Genomic DNA, 18,834 nt, shown 5'->3' with positions numbered 1-18,834 from the left:
CACTCCGGCACGACCTGCGTATTCTCGCTGCCGAACATCATTGATGAAAAATTATCATTTGTGATCGACAAGGGGCGGCCCTTTATTGATCCACGAAGAGGCGCGTTTCGCGAAAAAATTGGGCCTACTTGGTCTTTATGCATCACTCCGATGTCAGGGGCTGCTTGCCTGACACCTCGCGGGCACCTTGTTTTACATGAATGTGCGTGTATTCCGCACGCATGTGATTGACCAACAGGTTCGATCAATATGTGTCTCCGTCTCCGGAGACACGGGGTTATTGCTGCTGACATCAGCAGCACCAATCACAGAAGACCAGCGCGGTTGACCGGACAACGCCCGTCCCTGTGCTGGCAGCGCCCCAGGGGGCCGTAGAACGCGGGGGGTGTTTTCCCTTGAAGGCTCGCCGTTGGCCTGAAAACTAAAGACGCAGGCCTTACCGCTTATTGGTGACTGAGCCATGTCAGGTGACCATCCGTCCCACGTTCTTCACGTACATCAAGCCCACGACTCCTACCTCGTTATGTCTAGCCAGAACCCCATCCTGGGTCATATGCAGCCCCAATCGCTGACAGTGGCTTCGCTGTTGCGGCACGCGGCTCGCAATCACCCGAAAGCAGAAATCGTCAGCCGTCGCGTTGAAGGCGATATCCACCGTACCTGCTGGTCTGACGTCGCTGCAAGGGCTTCACGCATCGCGTCCTGGTTGAACGCGGCAGGCCTGCAAATGGGCGCCAGGGTGGCCACATTGGCGTGGAATGGCTACAGGCATGTCGAGCTGTACTTCGGTGTCTCGGCATCGGGCCGCATCTTGCACACCCTCAATCCGCGGCTGCCCCCAGAGCAACTGGCATGGATCATCAACGATGCCCAGGATCGCATCGTTTGCTATGAGTCGAGCTTCTCGCAACTGATCAATGCCATCCGTCTGAGTTGCCCCGCCGTCGAGCATTGGGTGGAGTTGGCCGATGTGCGGCCTGGCGAAACGACGTATGAGTCGATCCTCCAGTCTCATCCCACCACGGATTACAGGTGGCCTGATCTGGAAGCCCATCAGCCATGCAGCCTTTGCTATACGAGTGGCACGACGGGGCATCCAAAGGGTGTCTTGTATAGCCACCTCTCGACGGTACTGCATGCCTATGCGGTAGCACTGCCTGACTCCCTGGGTCTTTCGGCGAAGGGCTGTGTACTGCCCGTCGTGCCGATGTTCCACGTGAATGCATGGGGGCTCCCCTATGCCGCAGCGCTCACGGGCGTCAAGTTGGTATTGCCAGGACCTGCACTTGACGGGAAGTCCGTTTACGAACTCATTGAGGCCGAAGAAGTGGAGCTGGCCGCTGGTGTCCCGACCGTATGGCAGATGCTTCTGAACCATGTCGACCAAAACAACTTGCGCTTCACGACGCTGAAGCGAACCGTGATTGGCGGTGCGGCTTGCCCACCATCCATGATGGATCGCTTCAGGGATGCACATGGCATCGACACGATTCACGCATGGGGCATGACGGAGCTCTCACCGCTGGGCACAGTGAACACGCTCACTCGGTCGCAGCTGTCGCTAACCGAAAGCGAACAAAGAGCTGTGCGTACCAAGCAAGGCCGCCCTGTGTTTGGCGTTGAACTGCGGCTGGAAAGCCCCGAAGGCAAGGACGTTCCGTTTGATGGCGTGTCGACTGGAGAGCTGCTCGTGAGGGGGCCTTGGGTCGTTGGCCGCTATTGGAATCAAGCCGAGGACGTCTCTCCGGATGGCTGGTTCAGAACGGGCGACATCGCCTCGATAGACGGTGACGGCTTCATGCAGATCACGGACCGGGTCAAGGACGTCATCAAGTCGGGCGGCGAATGGATCAGTTCCATCGATATCGAGAACCTGGCCTTGCATGTTAACGGCGTTGCCGCGGCGGCCTGTATTGGCGTGCCCCATCCACGATGGGATGAGCGCCCGCTTCTGCTCGTCGTGAAGAAGGCAGGCGTCGTGCTGGAAGCGCAGGACGTCCTCGATTGCCTCAAAGAACGTCTGCCGCGTTGGCAAGTTCCTGACGCTGTCGAGTTCGTCGAGTCACTGCCAGTCGGAGGCACTGGCAAGTATTTGAAGCACAAATTGCGCGACCAGTACAGCGGTCACTTCAGCTCTGCAAATCAATAAGGACATAGCGATGAACGCGATGTATGAAAACTCAGGTGCCGACATCCTGGATGCCTTGCAGACACAGAGAACGAGCTTCCAGCAAGATGGGCTTCCAAGCCTTTCTGTTCGTGAGCGGCGTCTGATGCGACTGCTTAAGCTCGTTGAGGACAACGAAGCAGCCATCGTCGATGCCATCAGCGCCGACTTTCAAGGGCGCAGCGCTCACGAAACCAAACTGGCCGAACTGTTTGTCGTGCGGGCTGGCATTCGGCATGCACTGTCTCACCTCGGTCAATGGATGAGGCCGCGGCGGGTGCACACAGGGCTTCACTTCCTCCCCGCTTCCAACAGGCTCATGCCGCAGCCTCTGGGTGTTGTGGGGATCGTCTCTCCTTGGAACTATCCGCTGCAGCTCGCCTTGTGTCCCGCGTTGGCAGCGCTTGCTGCGGGCAATCGGGTGCTCATGAAGCCGTCCGAACTGACGCCGAACTTCTCACATCTTTTGGCCAAGCTCGTCAACGACTACTTTGCCCCTTCGGAGTTGTTCGTCATCAACGGTGGCGCAGACACCGCATCCCACTTCGTGGCCCAGAAGTGGGATCACCTTGTCTTCACTGGCTCAACCAAGGTGGGGCGACTGGTTGCAAAGGCGGCAGCAGCCAACCTGACGCCCGTCACATTGGAGCTCGGTGGCAAGTCTCCCGCAATCGTCGATGCCACTTGTGACCTCGATGTCGCAGCGCCTCGAATTGCGTATGGCAAATTCATGAATGCAGGACAGACTTGCATCGCGCCCGACTACCTTCTCGTTCCGAAAGGCAGTGCAAAAAGGGTCGCTGACGCCATTCAAAGCGCAACGTCAGGCATGTTCCCGTCACTGAAGTACAACGCTGACTACACATCGATCATCAGTGACAGGCATCGGGATCGTCTCAACGGAATGATCGATGACGCCCGCAGCAAAGGCGCAGCAGTCATTCACGTCAATCCCGCCGGTGAAACATTCGGCAGCGAGACGCGCAAGATCCCCCCGACGTTGGTGCTGAATCCAACGATGGACATGACGCTGATGCAAGAGGAGATCTTTGGGCCGATCTTGCCCATCGTTGAGTACGAGGAACTCAACGACGCCATCTCCTACATCAACGCTCAGGATCACCCTCTGGCGCTCTACTGGTTCGGCAAGTCGAGCGAAAGCCGACAACGCGTGTTGGAAGGCACGACGGCTGGTGGCGTCACGATCAACGACTGCCTTTGGCATTTGGTGCAAGAAGACCAGCCATTCGGAGGCGTGGGCGCAAGCGGCATGGGCGCATACCACGGCCAGTGGGGCTTTGATCGGTTCAGTCACCTCAAACCGATCTTTCATCAGCCGCGCTTCAACGGCACTTTTTTATTGCGCCCGCCGTATGGGCCAACGTTTCAGCATGTGCTCGGTTTGCTGAAAAAGCTGACTTAAGTCTGAGTGAGCGACTTGAATGCGGGAGCAGTACCCCGCGAGGAGTTGATGTATGTTTTCCTTATTCTTTGGCAAAAAACCCGCCACCGCCCGGATCAATGGCAAGCCCATTTCGGTGAAGCCGAAAGACACCATCTTGCTCGCGGCATTGCGAGAGGGCATTGAATTTCCTCACAGCTGCCGGGTCGGCGGTTGCGCCAAGTGCAAATGCCGCCTGGTCGATGGAAAGGTCAAGCGACTGACGCAGTTCGGCTATGTGCTGTCTGAAGAGGAGATCAAGGATGGTGTCATCCTTGCCTGTCAGAGCGTGCCTGTTGGCGATGTATCTGTTGAGGTCGACGTCGAGAACGCAGCGAAGGCGCAATCTGTGTCTGGCACTGTTGTTGAGCAGGCACAGCTAACGCATGACATCGCGCGCTTGCGGATTCAGCTCGCACAACCGCTCCACTTCCGACCTGGGCAGTTCGCGACGTTGGAGCTAGCTGACCTGCCTGGTGTCAGACGTAGCTACTCATTTGCAAGCCCTGTCTCTCCCGACGGTCAAATCTCGTTCTTCGTCAGGAAGCTGCCTGGCGGACGGTTCTCCGGCTTCGTGCATGAGCGCAACCTGGTTGGGCGCAGCATCGCAGTAGACGGTCCTCATGGGGATTTCTGGTTGCGCGAATCAGACCGTCCCTTGCTCATGGTGGCAGGTGGCAGCGGACTCGCGCCGATTCTCGCGATGTTGGAGCAATCCATTGAGTCTCAGCCGAATCGCTCCGTGACAGTCTTGTTCGGAGCGCGCACCCAGAGGGACATCTACTGCCGCCAGGAGCTTGCGCGAATCGCCAACCGTTGGTCCGGGCACTTCAAGCACGTCACGGTGCTATCCGCCGAGCCGGAGGGGTCTGACTGGCAAGGCGTCCGCGGCATGTTGGCGGACGTGGTGGGAGCCTATTGCGTACCGCAATGCGAGGCCTATCTCTGCGGCCCGCCCCCCATGGTCGACAGCGTGTTGGCCGCACTGGCCGCATGTGGCATCACGCCGCAAGACATCCGCATCGATCGATTCGCGACCGAGCACGTCGAAGCAGTGCCTGTCTAAATCCATCTTCCAACTAGGAAATAGCTATGAAGCTCCTTCACTACCTCAAATATTTTCTGTTTCATGGCGTCGCTATCGGCGCGTTCGCATCCATTCTGGCTGGCGGTCATTGGACGACCGTAGGCTTGCTGGCCATCGTCGTCTATTACGTCGTTGGCGACGCAGTGCTCGGGGATGACACCTCGACGCCTTCATTTGGATTTCCCGGCATCTTGACCTTTCAGCTCTGGCTGTCGCTTCCTCTGGTAGCCGCCATCGTGTTCGCGATGGTGTGGAGCGTTTGCCCCGGTGATCCCTTGGGATTTGGCGCGTGGGTCCATGCCCAAACCGGCTACGACATCCTCGCAGCGAGGGCAGCGACCACATGGCTACATCACGCCTCTGGCATCGTTTTGACCATCTTGATGATTGGCATCATTGGCACGATTCCGGCGCATGAACTGACCCACAGGACTTGGGATCCAATCTCGATGCTCATCGGTCGTTGGATTTTGGCTTACAGCTTCGACACCAACTTCTCCATCGAGCATGTCTACGGTCATCACCGCTATGTCTCGACAACCGCTGATCCTGCTACGGCACCTCGCGGTCGAAGCGTCTACACCCACATCCTGGCATCAACCATCAAGGGTCACCACAGCGCCTGGACCATTGAAGCCAAGCGTCTGCGCCGAGAAGGGCATGCTGTTTTCTCGCCCCGCAACGCCGTGCTACGTGGTGTATTCATGAGCTCGCTGCTCGTCGCAGCCGCATGGGCCATGGGGGGGGCTGTTGCCACCGCGGTGTTCGTGACTTGTGCGCTGGGCGCCAAAGCCCTGCTTGAGATCGTGAACTATCTCGAACACTACGGCATGGTTCGGAACCCCGACGTCCCGGTTCAACCACGCCATTCGTGGAACACCAACCGCCGCATCAGCTCCTGGTCGATGTTTAACCTGACACGCCACTCTCATCACCATGCACAAGGCGAGGTTCCCTACCAGGACCTGCGGCCTATGCCGGAGGCGCCCATGATGATCGGCGGTTATCTCACGACCATCATTGCAGCGATGATCCCGCCCCTTTGGCACAAGTTGATGATTCCAAAGGTCCTTGAGTGGGATCGCAAGTACGCGTCTGACGAGGAGCGGATCCTGGCGGCCCAGGCCAACGAGAAGAGCGGTATCCCCGCGTTCAAGGCCGCACTCAAGCTGTCCATGTACAAGAAGGCAGCTGCATCGGCAGCGGAGAAAACAGCAACAGCCTGACGCATGGCGAGGTGTCGCTGCCCTTGACGCCTGTCATGGCGCGGCGGCCTCGCGGACGCGCGGTCCATGCGTGCTGACGAGAGTTGCACGCTTCACTCCATAACTGACCTTGCTCGGCCGACCGGTCATGCATTCTCGTGATTTGTCAGCCGAGCCATTCAAGTCCTACGCTATGAAACGCTCTGTCTATATTCTCGCAGCTGCCCGCACCGCAATCGGCACATTCGGGGGGACGCTGAAAGACGTGTCCCCTGCAGATCTTGCTACCACGGCTGTCGTTGCCGCACTGGGGCGCAGCTCGGTCAAGCCGGAAGAGGTGGGCCACGTTGTCTTTGGCAACGTGATGCCATCTTGTCCCCAGGATGCTTATCTCAGCAGGGTTGCCGCCATACGAGCAGGCATTCCCTACTCCACACCCGCTTTCAACGTCAACCGACTCTGCGGCTCGGGCGTGCAAGCGATCATTTCGGCATCGCTGCAAATTCAGTCCGGCGATGTGGAGGTGGCCGTTGCAGGTGGCGCTGAGTCGATGAGCAAGTCCGCGTACCTGCTCCCTTCTGTCCGTTGGGGAGCACGGATGGGGGATGTTGGGGCCATCGACTTCATGCTTGGTGTGCTGCATGATCCATTGAGCAACATCCACATGGGCGAGACGGCGGAGAACATCGCTCACATGTTCGATATCACTCGTCAGCAGCAAGACGAGTACGCACTGGAGTCCCAACGCCGAGCGGCTAACGCCATCGCCAAGGGCTACTTCAAAGAGCAGATTGTCCCGATCACGCTGAAGGCGAAAAAGGGGGAAGTGGTCTTTGATACGGACGAGGGCGTCAGGCCCGGGTCCACCATGGAACAGCTCGCCGCAATGCGCCCCGCATTCCGACGGGATGGTGGAACAGTGACCGCGGGTAACGCGTCGACATTGAACGATGGCGCGGCTGCGGTCGTCCTGGCTTCCGAAGACTGGGTTCGCAAGCAGGGTGCCTCGCCGCTTGCAAGAATCGTTTCCTTTGCACACTCAGGCGTTGACCCGCAAATCATGGGTGTAGGGCCCGTGAGCGCGAGCAGGCTGGCACTCGAGCGCGCGGGTATCGGTATCGAAGCTCTGGATCTCATTGAGTCGAATGATGCCTTCGCGGCGCAGGCATGCGCCGTAGCGAAACTGCTCGAACTCCCTGCAGACAAGGTGAACCCGAACGGCTCGGGCCTCTCGCTGGGACACCCCATTTCTGCCACGGGCGCGATCCTGGTGACCAAGGCGGTCTACGAACTTGCGCGCATTGAAGGGCGCTATGCACTGGTAACCATGTGCATTGGCGGCGGACAGGGCATCGCGATGGTCTTGGAGCGAGAGCCCCGTTGATCTGGTGCGGCGCTTTTAGGCCCTCCTTGTGACTTGAGTCCATAACAGTCGACGAGAAGAGCCTTGCTCCGCCGCGAGCGTACTTGGATGGTTATGCGCACTTTTCAGGAATACAGATATGCCAGACATTGATCTTTCAAATTCGCCACCGAGCACCTCCCGCCGGTGGTTCCTGAAGTCTGTCGGCGCGATAGGCGTCATCGGCGGGGCACTCGGTGGCCTGGTCTATTGGCGCCGCGGCATGGCGGGCGGCAAGCTGACAGCGTCAGGGCGAGACGTCTTTTATGGACTCACGGTGGCTGTGGTCGGTCCCGTTCTGCCCAAGCTGCCTGTCGAGCGTGAGGCGCTACTCCGGGAGCACCTTGTCAACTTGGAGGCATTCATCAACGGCCTGCCTACTGCGATCCAAGTCGAGATCAACGCACTGTTAGGCCTGTTGGGCAATGCCCCCACCCGTTGGGCACTGACAGGCGCAGCCGGTGCCTGGAAGGATGCGTCTGACGAGGAGGTCTACAAATCGCTCGAGTACATGCGTTACAACGCCCTTCCCTCGACTCGCCTCACTTACCAGACGTTGCGCGGAATCATCTGTCTGACGTTCTTCTCCAACTCCAACAATTGGCAGCGCGCCGGCTATCCGGGGCCCGTACAACTATGAGCAAACTTCCTGATCCTTTTCGCGAAGGCCTCTCCAAAGGTTGGAAAGTCACCAACGGTGAGACCGGGCTGCCGGATGCCGTCAGCTGCGATGTGGCCATCATCGGCTCAGGCGCGGGGGCCGGTATCACGGCCGAGCTACTGACCAAAGCAGGACTGGATGTTGTCCTCATTGAGGAAGGCCCGCTACGAACCAGTTCGGACTTCAATCAAAAGGAGTCCGAGGCCTATAGCCAGCTGTACCAGGAGGGCGCCGGTCGTAAAACCATGGACGGGGCGATCACGCTATTGCAAGGTCGCTGCGTCGGAGGCACGACCGTCATCAACTGGACAAGCTCCTTCAGAACCCCGGATTCGACACTGGGCTATTGGCAAGAACATTTCAATCTGCCGACCTACTCATCGGCCGAACTGGCGCCCTGGTTTGCCCAAGCAGAGCGCAGGCTCAACGTTCATCGTTGGGATGAAGGCACGCCCAATGCCAATAACGAACTGCTCAGGGCGGGCGCGAAGCAAATTGGTGTCAGCGCGGAGGTCATCCCTCGAAATGTGAAAGGCTGCTGGAACTTGGGATCTTGCGGCATGGGGTGCCCAACGAATGCGAAGCAGTCGATGTTGGTCACGACCATTCCTTCCTCGCTTGAGGCAGGCGCGAGACTCTTTTGTCAAACGAGGGTTCACAAGTTCGTGTTCAAAGGCGACAAGGTCGAATCACTTGGATGCGTTGCCGTGAGAGTCAATGGACAGACGGTTTCTGACCATGTCATGCACGTCAAGGCAAAGCACTATGTGCTTGCCGGAGGCGCCATCAATTCGCCGGCACTGCTAAAGCGGTCCGACGCGCCAGATCCACATGGACTGTTGGGTACCAGGACTTTCCTGCATCCGGTTTCCATGTCGGCGGGCGTTTACAAGGACAGGATCGAGGCATGGAGAGGCGCACCTCAGTCGATCTACTCCGATCACTTTGTCCATGATGCGCCCTTTGATGGGCCGATCGGATTCAAGCTGGAGGCAACGCCCATGCACCCAGGCCTGAGTTCCGCACTGCTCGGCGGGCATGGAAAGTCGCTGGCAGAGCGTCTACTCAACTACCCCAACACGCAGTTGCTGTTGGCATTGATGCGCGACGGGTTCCATCCTGATTCGCAAGGCGGTACCGTGCATGTCAACCTGGATGGGTCGCCGCTGCTCAACTATGACCTCTCAGACTATGTGATGGGCGGCTTGAAGCGGGCACTATTGGCCATGGCGGAAGTCCAGTTTGCAGCGGGTGCCACCCAGGTCATGCCGCTACATGAGCAAGCGCCCTACTACAAGAGCTGGGCAGAAGCCCGAGCCGGCATCAAGGAGCTCGACATGAAGAAGTACCTGGTGACCGTCGGGAGCGCGCACATCATGGGTGGCTGCCGGCTCAGCGGGGATGCCACCCTGGGTGTGGTCCGGCCAGACGGCGTGCACTGGCAGATTGAGAATTTGTCGGTGCACGATGGCTCAATCTTCCCGACCAGCATTGGCGCCAACCCGCAACTGTCCATCTACGGGATGGTCAACAGACTGGCCACGCAGCTGGCGAAAGTCTTGGCGCACAAAGACGTTTCGTTGGCTTAGGCGGTCCATCACGGGTGAGTCCTGCTGCTTGAGGGGGGGCTACGAGGGTCTGGGGCCCCCCGCAAAGCGCTTTTCCAGCCTATCGGAATTTCCCTCAATCCGCCGTACCTGGCCTATCGACTAAAACCTTTGTCCTCTTCGGGGCTGGTCTGCGTCTTCCATGGAGGGAATCATTCAAGCCGCTCGTTCGTCGCGGCGCACGCCGCGGCAGAACCTTTCCGAGTCTGCTTAATTGACTTCATATATGGCCATGAACCTCACGATTCCGAATCGCTTCATTGAGTGCCAGTTGATGGGCCTTGAATCGTACGGCGCAGGGAGCCTGTTGACTTCCAAACGCGAGAAGCTCAATCAAGCAATCGAGCGCGATGATGCACCGCTCGCCTCCGCATTGCTTAATCAACTTTGGACAGAAGCCGAGAGAGTGAGCGGCAAATCGCAAATCGCACTGCTGACCGCCCGTGGCGTACATCCGACCGTCTTGCTTGGGCTGCTTTTTCATCGAGCGCTGGCAGCAGACTCTTTGGGCAGCGCGGTCAAAGAGACATTCATCAATCGGCAGGCGCTTTCGATTGGCGAGTTCATCCGCTGGCAGCGACAGAGCGATGGGCTCTACTTGCTCAGCGTTGGCTACATCGGTGGGATGGACCGGTGTAGTCCGGCAAGAGCGGAATTCACGCTTGCAATCATCCTGAGCGCTTTGAGTTGCATTGCAGGTCATCACATCCGGCCGAAACTAACAAGCCTCAATCGCCGATCGATACAAGAGTTTGAGCTATTCAAAAGCGTGTTCGGCCCGAACATCTGTGCGGGCGCGTCGACCACATCGATCTTGTTGGAGCCCGGAGATGTGGACGCACCGCTGCCGACCGCTGCCCCGCTACTTCGCAAGCTGTTGGATCCAGTTCTGGATGCGGTTTTTCGAACACGGACAAGCTCCGGCGTCATTGCCAGCGTTCAAGCAGCCATCCACGAGGAGCTGCCACACGGTAATATCACGCGTGCACACATTGCCAAACGCATGTGCATGTCGGAGAGAACCCTCCAGAGGCGCTTGGCCGGGGCCAATACATCCTATGCAGAAGTGCTCGATCAGGTTCGTGCAGAGTTGGCGAAGCTGTTGACGGACCACGGCGTACATGTTCATTCAAAGCTCGCCTTTGAGCTAGGCTATTCAGATCCAAGTTGCGTCTATCGAGCCATGCGTAGGTGGGGCATCAAGGCCACCAAGTCTTTGAATCTTTTGAAGATTTGAAAGAATGCGAATGAAGTCGGGCCCTCGTAAGATGGCAGGAACCGACTACCGTTGCGGAGATGTGCCATGAGCTTGTGGGATTTTGCACGCGACCCTAGCAGCATCAGACTCTTGCTTGACTTTGGGGAACAGCGGGGCGTCGGCGCGGAAGCGCTTCTCGACAAGACTGAATTGACCGCAGACCTGCTGAGTAACCCGTCAGCAGAGTTGTCGGCCGCCCAGGAATTGAGGGTCATTGAGAACTTGCTTCGCGCAATGCGATATCGTCCTGGACTCGGCCTGGAGCTGGGACTGACCTGCAACTTCTCCGCCTTCGGAATGTGGGGTTACGGTGTGGTATCCAGCGCCACGCTCGGCGACGCCGTGAACTTGGCGCTCAGGTTCATACAACTGAGCTTCGCATACAGCATCATCGAACAGGTACATGAGGGAGGGCAGGCCCAGTTGACATTCAGTCCACCGGATTTGCCCACCGGCATTCGCCGCTTTGTGGTCGAACGGGACATGGGTGCCGCAGCATGCCTGCTGAAGGAAATCGGAGGCGAGTCCTTCCATCTGAACGAGTTTTGCCTGCAAGCCGGCAAAGGCCGGGCCTATGTGAGGCATGACAAGGTGGGGCGGATCTGTGGTGCAGAGCCTTGCTTCGACGCGGATCGCTACTATCTGTCCTTCGACAGCAAGTTTCTTGATTTCAAGTTGCCGAAGGCCAATCCCGTCACGGTCGCGATGTGCGAGCACGCGTGCCAGCAACTCGTCTTGAAGCGTCAATCGCGCATGAGCACCATGAAGTTCGTGGAGGCCTACATTGGCGGATCGACGGTGCCGCGACTACCTACGCTTGAGTCGCTGGCCAAACTGACGAACACCAGCGAGCGCACGCTGAAGCGCCGACTTCAAAAAGAAGGCACCTCTTTTCGTACATTGGTGGCCAGTGGTCGGGCGACGATTGCCTCTGAACTCGTTGACAACACCAGCTTGACACTCACTGACGTTGCTGAAAGGCTGGGATACGCCGACCTGTCAACCTTCTCTCAAGCCTTCAAGCGATGGTTCGGCGTGTCCCCCGCTGAATATCGAAGAAGGCGAGGCAGTTCGGTATCACGGTCGTGTGGTTGAATTCACTTCCAGGTGTCCTCAGAGTCCGTTGAGCACTCCAGGTCGGAAGGGGCGATCCCGCATCGTATCTTCTTGAGCATCTTCAAGCCCCTTTTGTCGTACACCCCCGTTTTCCCAAGCTCCAAGCGCGCATCTCTGAACATCAGGGTGTACTTGCGCCCATTTTCTGGGCTCATTTCAATCCAGGTACTCTTCGGTATCGAAGCATCGTTTTGTTCCACGATTTGCATGGCACGGTCGTACTGCTCCAGCCAGAACTTTCTCGACTTTGTGCCAAAGCCCTCACCGAAGCGGTCCGAGCGAATAATGAGCTGACTCGTCAACATGAGAATAGGGAATCGATTGATTCCGCCCTTGGTGCCGATGCCCTTGTAAAGCTCTAAAGGTTTGTATGCCAATCCAGGGGCAGCGATCAAGTCCACTGCGCCGTTATTGAATTTGGTTGCAAAGTTTGTAATGTCGGCTGAGATTGGTTGAGCGCCGATTCTCTGGGTCATCGTGGCCTGAGCCTTGTCATGATCAAATGCGGCAATGCGCTTGCCAGCCAGTGCTTCGACCGTGCTCAGCTTTCGGTCATTCACGACGGGATAGGCAGCCCCCAGGGGGATAACGCCGCCAACTTCGAACGCGCCCTCTGTCATCAGCTTGGCTGCTTGTGGCGCGGCAAAGATGGCGATAGCCTTGTGCAGCACTTCGTAGCTGGACGGCATATCGATCTTGCCGTCTTTGATGATGGTGGCTGAGCCCAGCGAGTCCAAGGTGCCACTGACAGAATTGAATTGTCGTGCTCGAAAACCAGTCAGGATAACGGCGTCACATTGACCCGTCTTGAAATCCTCCGATGCAACTCGCTCATCGGTATAGGCTTTGATTTCGAGGCTCTCTCCGAGCTTCTGCGATTCAACTGCGTAGTCTTTGGCCATGCCAAAAACGCTGCCACTTGCCCCCAACAAGTCATAAACACACAACTTTCGAACAACCCCTGCCTCACAGGGGCCGTGGGCAGCAACGGCCAGGGATGCTGAGGCCAGCAAACGTATTTTTGCTTTCATGACTGGTCAATATGGTTTCGGGTGCAAAAATTCTATGGATCGCTACTTGGGCGTCCAATGCACCTCCGGCCATCAGCGTTGATTTGGCGGCCAGCCTGCGCAGTCGCTTAAAAATAGCTCGTTAAGGCACTAGAGACAACCCTAGTGCAAACGGCGTCTAGGCTCAAAGTCTGTGATGCAGGATGCCCGTGGAGCACAGATCTGCGCCCCAACTCAAGGAGCCATTGCGGCACCGATGGCAAATGGGGCCTATCCCGTTTTCAAGGCCATATCCGCAGCCATTGCTGCTCCAACGGCAGGGGGATGAAATGTCGATACAGGGCGCGCAAATGCGACAGCAGTTTGAGGTGCGGTGGGTTCATCGAGTCGCAGGCAAGTTCACATGTCGAATTGATCAGGAACTTCTCGCCCAGCCTCGTCAGGACGCGCCGCACAAGTCCTGGCGAGCCCGGCGGAGTGGGACAGACCGACAGGCAAGTCTGTGCACATTGCTGTCGATTTGGGCGTCAATCCGACCGGCAGCACCCGCTGCAGAGCTGCCGCTCACCTGGTAGGGGCAGCGTCAGGCTGATAGCGGCATGTCGTACTTGCCACCATGGCAGACGGCTCTGCGAGCCTGATCGGTCATTCGCTTGCTGTCACCTCAGCGGATGAGGATTCAGTGCCCCGGATGGGTAGCAACACGGCCCACGAAAATACCTGATGCATGGCCCTCGGTTCGCGATCGCGTGCATAAGTCAAGTGCTGCGAAGGAAAGCGAAACGGCAGCAATGCTGGTCGCTCTGACAGCGAACGGCTTTTTGCTGGGCTTTCCGAACAGGCACAGGGGCGCGGCCGCATGCACGACCTGACGGCGGGTTGGCAAACGGGCGACGTGTGTGCATGAATCCGCCGCGTCAGAAATATAGATGCACGCGCACGGCATTTGGGGGTACGATGCGTTTGCTGATTTGCACAAGACCGTCCGCTCTTAGGTCTCTCCGCTCGTGCCGGTGTTCTGCCGGCCCCAGAGTCGAACCCCCCTTGAAGATTTTCTTGGCGTTTCTTCGCTGGGCGCAATCTCGCGCTCGGTAACTCAAAAGGAAAATTCAACATGACGACTCAAACCGGTACCGTGAAGTGGTTCAACGAAGGCAAGGGCTTTGGCTTCATCGCCCCCGATGACGGCAGCAAGGATCTCTTTGCCCACTTCAAAGAAATCCAGGGCGGCGGCTTCAAGACCCTCAACGAGAACCAGCGGGTCGAGTTTGAAGTGACCCAAGGGCAAAAAGGCCCACAGGCATCGAACATCCGTAGCCTGGGTTGATCCCTGCGAAACCATGGGCTCAGGCAGGTCCTGACACCCAACGATGAAAGCGCGGCCAGTCCGCGCTTTTTTCTTTTCGGCACACGGGAGTCCATTTGAAAAACCTGCAACAAGCCACGGAACGCATCTGCGAACTGAAGGGCAGCCTGGTCGCGCTCGACGCCCTGTTGCCAGCCGTCATCGAGACGCTGTCCGCGCCCGCGCTCGCCAAGCTGATGGTGTCGTTCGACGCCCACGCCGAGGCCGCGCGCACCGTGATGTTGCATTCGGACATGTCCGATGTGGTGTTGATGACTTTCGAGCGTGAGGTGGCCCGCAACCGTGCGCTCCTGCAGCGCAGGCAAAGCCCGGGCGATCGCACCGCGTGGACGGGCGCAGCCGATGCGCTGCTGCTCACCACCACGCAGATCACCACGTTCGTGGGATCGGTGGTTCAGAACCGCGCCAGCGGCTTCTTCTATCGGCGCGCAGACCAGTTGTTCCTGGTGAGCAATCGGCACGTCTTTGCCGATGCCGACCGTTCGCACTTTCCAGATCGCATCGAGATCGGATTGCACACGCACGCGCAGGATCTGACCCGCCATACCGTGCTCTCGCTGCCCTTGTACCAAGCTGGCCTCAGCCAATGGCGCGAGGCGGTGGACAGTGGTGACGCCGTCGATGTGGCGGTGATGGCGATCCCCGCCACCAGTCTGCCCGCAGAGGCTGTGCTGATGGCGTTCGACGAAACCCATCTGGACGCCCGTGGAGAAGAGATCGTGGTCGGCGATGCGTTGGCGATCGCAGGCTTCCCCCTCGGCTTTCACGACACGGTGCACCATTTGGCCGTGGCGCGAAGTGCCACCCTGGCCTCGGCCTACGGCGTGCGCTTCCAGCGACAGGGCTGTTTCCTGACCGATGCGCGCACCCACCGTGGCAGCAGTGGCTCACCGGTCGTGCGGCGGCGCACCGTCGGCCATCAGGGGGCCTCTACCGCGAGCTGGCACCTGCTCGGCGTGCATTCGACCCGCATGGACATGTGCGACCGAGACCAAGTGCGAGACGAATCGCCGGGGCTGAACTGCGCCTGGTATGCCGACGTGCTGCTCGCACTGACCGCGGGTGGCTGACGACTTGTCAGGGGCTGGCTCTTTTCAATTGGATGTCGAATCAGTGGGCCGAGATCGCCAGCCGAACAGTTGTGAGCGACCTTCGCGGCAGGCAGCCTGGGAGGCCGCAGGGGGCTGACACCGGTCACTCGGACATCGTCGGAACTAACGGCCAGCAAGAATGGCCCTGTACAGGTTTACTGACGGGCCGTGCTTTCACCAGCACGATCAGAACGCCACTGTTGCTGGCGGTGGCCAACTTGGCTGCGTCAACCTTGACCGCAGGCAAGACCTGCCCGATCTGCAGACAGGCCGAACCGCCCCAGCCCCACTTCAGTCAGCCGCCCAGCACCACGCAAGAGATACAGCACATCCATCTTCATACCTTGTGCCATGGCCAGACCTTCTTCGACACCGGCCACCAGCAAGGCCGTGGCCCAGGCGTCCGCTTGCATGCAGGTACGCGCCAGCACGGTGACCGAGGCCACGGCGTTGTGCACGGGCGCGCGGCGGCGCGGGTCCATGGTGTGCGCGAGGCGCGCATCCCCCACGTTCAGAAAGCGTCGGTAGTCGCCCGAGGTCGCCACGGCAAGGTTCTCCAGCTCGATGACCCCGTGCACCGCGCGGCGCCCAGCCTCGGGGCGCTCGAGCGCCACGGCCCAGGGCTTGCCGCTGGCCTGAGCGCCCACGGCGCGCAGTTCGCCATCCAGCGCTGCCAGCGCATGCCGCACCCCGTGCCCTTGCAGCACATGGGCCATGCGGTCTACCGCATATCCCTTGGCGATGCCGCACAGGTCGAGTTGCAAGGGCGAACGCTTGCGCGCACGGCCTGCGGGTCTGTCCAGTTCAAGGCATTCGTGCACGGCAAGCGGCATGCCTTCGCGCGCGAGGCGAATCGCTTGCGGATCGGGTACATCGCGCACCGCACCAAATCCCCAAGCGTCGACCAGCGCCCCTACGCACGGATCGAATGCGCCTGCGCTCTGACGATTGACTTCGAGCGCACAGTCCAGCACCTCCAACATTTCGGCGGGCAAGTCCACCCACTCGCCCTCGGGTGCCCGGTTCAGTCGCACGAGGTCGCTGCTCGGCTTCCAGGGTGACATCTGCTGGTCCACCTGCTCCACCGCTGCAGCCAGGTCTTGATGCAAGGCGCTCAGGTCCACGGCGCTGTTGGCGTCGAGACTGACGGACCAACGCGTACCCATGGTCGGGCCGTGCAGGGTGGTGTGCCCGTCAGCGGCGGCAGGTTCAGAAGACATCTTCGGCATAACGTTCCTGGGCTTTGAGCGCCGCTACGCTCAGCTGCAGCGGCGCCAGCATGACGTCCAGCGCCTCGGCCACGCCCTGTGCCATGACGCGGCTTCCGCAGACGCGCACGATGGCGCCCTGCGCCAGCAGGCCGCGCACGCGCTCGGCGTCTCGACGCAGGGCATCCTGGACATAGCCGCCGCCGTTGGGCACGCGGGAGAACACCGTCTGGATCGTCGCCAGACGCCCTTCGCCGAGCCAGCGTTGGAGATCGGCAGCAAAGTAAAAGTCCCGCGCCGGGTCGCGCCCGCCAAAGTACAGGTGCATCGGGCTGCGCCTGTCGTTGCGGCGGATGAAGCCGGCTAGTGGCGCAATGCCCGTGCCCGCCCCGATGAGCAGAACAGGCCGCCGTGTTCGCGGCAGCGCAAAGCCAGGGTTGGACCTGATAAAGGCGGTGATGCTGTCGCCCACCCTGAGGCCCAACAAATGCGTTGAGCACAAGCCGCCGGGCATTTGACGCACACAGATTTCCAGAAACCCATCTTCCCAGCCAGATGCCAGCGAGTAGTAGCGCGGCACCGCGGAGCCCGGCGGCACGATGCCCGCGAGGTCGCCTGCCGCAAACCGCGCCAAACCGTGCCCGCGCAGGCGGTCTCCCAGACCCTGCACGGGCCAGGCAAAGCGCAGGATCGCCGTGGCCCCCCCGTAGGCATCGGGATAGTCCTGGCGCGCCATGAGCGTGAGCGCTGCCGTGGGCGGCACACGCGGCACATGCTCCAGCACCACAGGCTCACCCAAGGCCTGTGCCAGGGCAACGCCCCAGCGCGCAAACTGCTGGCCCGATTGTTGGTGGATGCACTCCAGCGGCAGCAGCGCGGGCCAGCCCCTCGCGCGCAGCGTCTGGTCGAGCGCCACAGCAAAGGCGCAGAAGGCCGGGAACTGCCGGTCACCAAAGCCCAACACCGTCACCGGCACCGCGCTGGCATCCAGCTTGGCGATGTGCGCCAAGGCCTGACTGGCGTGTGCCGGGGCCTGGCCTTCGCCGTAGGTTGCGGCAAGCACAAACACCTGCCGCGTGGCGGCCGTGGTTCTGAAGTTCTCCAGTGCGCTGGCGTGAACGCGGTGGCCGCCTTGGCTCAGTGCGTCATGCAGCGTTTGGGCAAAGCCCCAGGTACTGCCCCCTTCGCTGGCCACAAAGATGAGCACGTCGGCCTGTGCGAGCGGCGTGTTGCCCATGATCTTTGGCGTCTGGCCGCGTGCTTGCCACCAAATGACCATGCCCGACAGCCAGAACACCAGCACGCTGGCGCCCGCAAGCCCGAGCACCACAGCCCAGAGCCAGGCGGCCTCACCGGTGTGCAGCACCACGGCCCAGTCGTAAACGCGCTGCGCAACGGTGGCGTCTTGCCACGCCAGCATCTGGCCCGAGTACTGATCAATCCACCCTTGCCCCTGGTCCGTCGCGACCTTCCAGGTGTCCTCTGGGTCAGCGGTGCCGGGGAAAGTCAACTTTCGCAGATCCTTCACTGCAAAGTTCTTCAACGAGGCCAGCTGTGCGCCGAGCAGGGCAGGCCTGCCGGAGGCCACAGAGAGCACCTCAGGCTCGGTGCTGTCTAGTGTCACGAGGCCCAGGGTCGACGCACTCATGGTCAGCGCGGTAAGCGACGTCAGGCACAGGACGACGAGCACCACTCGGCCTGTGACCACATGGATGCGCTGCGCCAGCGAGCCACGCACCCGTGCCGCCAGCCGCCGCCAGCCGCCCATGCGCCGCAGCAAAAGCACCAGGGCAGAGACGCACAGCGTGCCCATGGTCAGCGCAATGCCTGCCGCGCCCCAGCGCCCGACGTCGCCCAACAGCAGCGAGCGGTGCAGGTTCTTCACCCAGCGCGGTAGAGCCGACGGTTGGTACGCACCCAGCACCCGGCCATCGGCGGGGTCTATGTAAGACGCCTGCGGCTGGTCGCCCGCAAAGCTGAACACCACGATGGCGCCCGAAGGCAGGCGGCGAATTTCTTCCGCGCCCGGGACGTTGCCCGTCACGCGCTCCACCAGGGTGGCCACGGACAAACCGCCCGGCGCGGACGGTGCCTTCCAGGCCTGCAGCACCGGGTCGAGCGCCAGAACGGCGCCGGTGATGCCCAGCACCACGGTCAGGGTCCCCAGGGTCAGTCCCAGCCAGCGGTGAACTGCTTTCCAGCTCATTCGCGCCCG

Annotated in this window: 14 protein-coding genes; 11 read left to right on the top strand and 3 right to left on the bottom strand. The window is 60.0% G+C overall.

From position 1 onward, the window contains the following. The first annotated feature begins 541 nt into the window (after positions 1-541). The 9 genes from JY96_RS06460 (at position 542) to JY96_RS06420 (ending at position 11,923) form a co-directional block, all read left to right on the top strand. Complete coding sequence (locus JY96_RS06460; protein WP_035041524.1) at positions 542-2,149, top strand: long-chain-fatty-acid--CoA ligase; 1,608 nt, start codon at positions 542-544, stop codon at positions 2,147-2,149. 19 nt (positions 2,150-2,168) lie between these two features. After that, positions 2,169-3,590: a coniferyl aldehyde dehydrogenase gene (locus JY96_RS06455; protein WP_035041523.1), complete on the top strand. Its 1,422-nt coding sequence runs from the start codon at positions 2,169-2,171 to the stop codon at positions 3,588-3,590. A gap of 52 nt (positions 3,591-3,642) precedes the next feature. Continuing rightward, on the top strand, positions 3,643-4,674 hold the full coding sequence (locus JY96_RS06450) for a 2Fe-2S iron-sulfur cluster binding domain-containing protein (protein WP_035035956.1): 1,032 nt from the start codon (positions 3,643-3,645) through the stop codon (positions 4,672-4,674). A gap of 26 nt (positions 4,675-4,700) precedes the next feature. Continuing rightward, positions 4,701-5,921, top strand: coding sequence for an alkane 1-monooxygenase (locus JY96_RS06445; protein WP_052162210.1), 1,221 nt, complete (start codon positions 4,701-4,703; stop codon positions 5,919-5,921). Between the two features lie 172 nt (positions 5,922-6,093). Further along, the gene (gene bktB, locus JY96_RS06440; RefSeq protein WP_035035953.1) at positions 6,094-7,284 is read left to right on the top strand and encodes a beta-ketothiolase BktB; all 1,191 of its coding nucleotides are present in this window, start codon (positions 6,094-6,096) and stop codon (positions 7,282-7,284) included. A gap of 118 nt (positions 7,285-7,402) precedes the next feature. Further along, the gene (locus JY96_RS06435) at positions 7,403-7,942 is read left to right on the top strand and encodes a hypothetical protein (protein ID WP_035035949.1); all 540 of its coding nucleotides are present in this window, start codon (positions 7,403-7,405) and stop codon (positions 7,940-7,942) included. Further along, complete coding sequence (locus JY96_RS06430; RefSeq protein WP_035035946.1) at positions 7,939-9,552, top strand: GMC family oxidoreductase; 1,614 nt, start codon at positions 7,939-7,941, stop codon at positions 9,550-9,552. Before JY96_RS06435 ends, JY96_RS06430 begins: the two co-directional genes overlap by 4 nt. A 250-nt stretch (positions 9,553-9,802) precedes the next feature. After that, a complete protein-coding gene (locus JY96_RS06425; RefSeq protein ID WP_161784251.1) occupies positions 9,803-10,807 on the top strand; it encodes an AraC family transcriptional regulator in 1,005 nt (334 codons plus the stop codon). Between the two features lie 66 nt (positions 10,808-10,873). Continuing rightward, complete coding sequence (locus JY96_RS06420; RefSeq protein ID WP_035035941.1) at positions 10,874-11,923, top strand: AraC family transcriptional regulator; 1,050 nt, start codon at positions 10,874-10,876, stop codon at positions 11,921-11,923. A 2-nt stretch (positions 11,924-11,925) separates the two neighbouring features. Here JY96_RS06420 and JY96_RS06415 read toward each other — a convergent pair whose 3' ends face one another. Beyond that, entirely contained in the window at positions 11,926-12,975 is a 1,050-nt protein-coding gene (locus tag JY96_RS06415) for a putative solute-binding protein (protein ID WP_035035940.1), read from the bottom strand. A gap of 1,093 nt (positions 12,976-14,068) precedes the next feature. Between JY96_RS06415 and JY96_RS06410 the strand changes: the two genes are divergently transcribed. Then, complete coding sequence (locus JY96_RS06410; protein WP_035035938.1) at positions 14,069-14,281, top strand: cold-shock protein; 213 nt, start codon at positions 14,069-14,071, stop codon at positions 14,279-14,281. 95 nt (positions 14,282-14,376) lie between these two features. Continuing rightward, a complete protein-coding gene (locus JY96_RS06405) occupies positions 14,377-15,390 on the top strand; it encodes a serine protease (protein ID WP_035035936.1) in 1,014 nt (337 codons plus the stop codon). 248 nt (positions 15,391-15,638) lie between these two features. Here JY96_RS06405 and JY96_RS06400 read toward each other — a convergent pair whose 3' ends face one another. Both JY96_RS06400 and JY96_RS06395 read right to left on the bottom strand, forming a co-directional pair. Then, a complete protein-coding gene (locus tag JY96_RS06400) occupies positions 15,639-16,640 on the bottom strand; it encodes an FAD:protein FMN transferase (RefSeq protein WP_035035934.1) in 1,002 nt (333 codons plus the stop codon). Beyond that, a complete protein-coding gene (locus JY96_RS06395; RefSeq protein WP_035035932.1) occupies positions 16,621-18,825 on the bottom strand; it encodes a PepSY domain-containing protein in 2,205 nt (734 codons plus the stop codon). The genes JY96_RS06400 and JY96_RS06395 overlap by 20 nt, the downstream gene beginning before the upstream one ends. Positions 18,826-18,834 lie beyond the last annotated feature (9 nt).

It is taken from the genome of Aquabacterium sp. NJ1 (assembly GCF_000768065.1).
Classification (GTDB): domain Bacteria; phylum Pseudomonadota; class Gammaproteobacteria; order Burkholderiales; family Burkholderiaceae_C; genus Aquabacterium.
This window is presented reverse-complemented; position numbering and strand designations above follow the sequence as displayed.

What these genes read in the sequence shown, in the direction of transcription:
- JY96_RS06435 (WP_035035949.1), top strand. Translation starts at nt 7,403, where the DNA reads ATGCCAGACATTGATCTTTCAAATTCGCCACCGAGCACCTCCCGCCGG.
- JY96_RS06430 (WP_035035946.1), top strand. Translation starts at nt 7,939, where the DNA reads ATGAGCAAACTTCCTGATCCTTTTCGCGAAGGCCTCTCCAAAGGTTGG.
- JY96_RS06395 (WP_035035932.1), bottom strand. Translation starts at nt 18,825, where the DNA reads ATGAGCTGGAAAGCAGTTCACCGCTGGCTGGGACTGACCCTGGGGACC.
- JY96_RS06455 (WP_035041523.1), top strand. Translation starts at nt 2,169, where the DNA reads ATGTATGAAAACTCAGGTGCCGACATCCTGGATGCCTTGCAGACACAG.
- JY96_RS06410 (WP_035035938.1), top strand. Translation starts at nt 14,069, where the DNA reads ATGACGACTCAAACCGGTACCGTGAAGTGGTTCAACGAAGGCAAGGGC.
- JY96_RS06400 (WP_035035934.1), bottom strand. Translation starts at nt 16,640, where the DNA reads ATGCCGAAGATGTCTTCTGAACCTGCCGCCGCTGACGGGCACACCACC.
- JY96_RS06445 (WP_052162210.1), top strand. Translation starts at nt 4,701, where the DNA reads ATGAAGCTCCTTCACTACCTCAAATATTTTCTGTTTCATGGCGTCGCT.
- JY96_RS06450 (WP_035035956.1), top strand. Translation starts at nt 3,643, where the DNA reads ATGTTTTCCTTATTCTTTGGCAAAAAACCCGCCACCGCCCGGATCAAT.
- JY96_RS06425 (WP_161784251.1), top strand. Translation starts at nt 9,803, where the DNA reads ATGAACCTCACGATTCCGAATCGCTTCATTGAGTGCCAGTTGATGGGC.
- JY96_RS06420 (WP_035035941.1), top strand. Translation starts at nt 10,874, where the DNA reads ATGAGCTTGTGGGATTTTGCACGCGACCCTAGCAGCATCAGACTCTTG.
- bktB (WP_035035953.1), top strand. Translation starts at nt 6,094, where the DNA reads ATGAAACGCTCTGTCTATATTCTCGCAGCTGCCCGCACCGCAATCGGC.
- JY96_RS06415 (WP_035035940.1), bottom strand. Translation starts at nt 12,975, where the DNA reads ATGAAAGCAAAAATACGTTTGCTGGCCTCAGCATCCCTGGCCGTTGCT.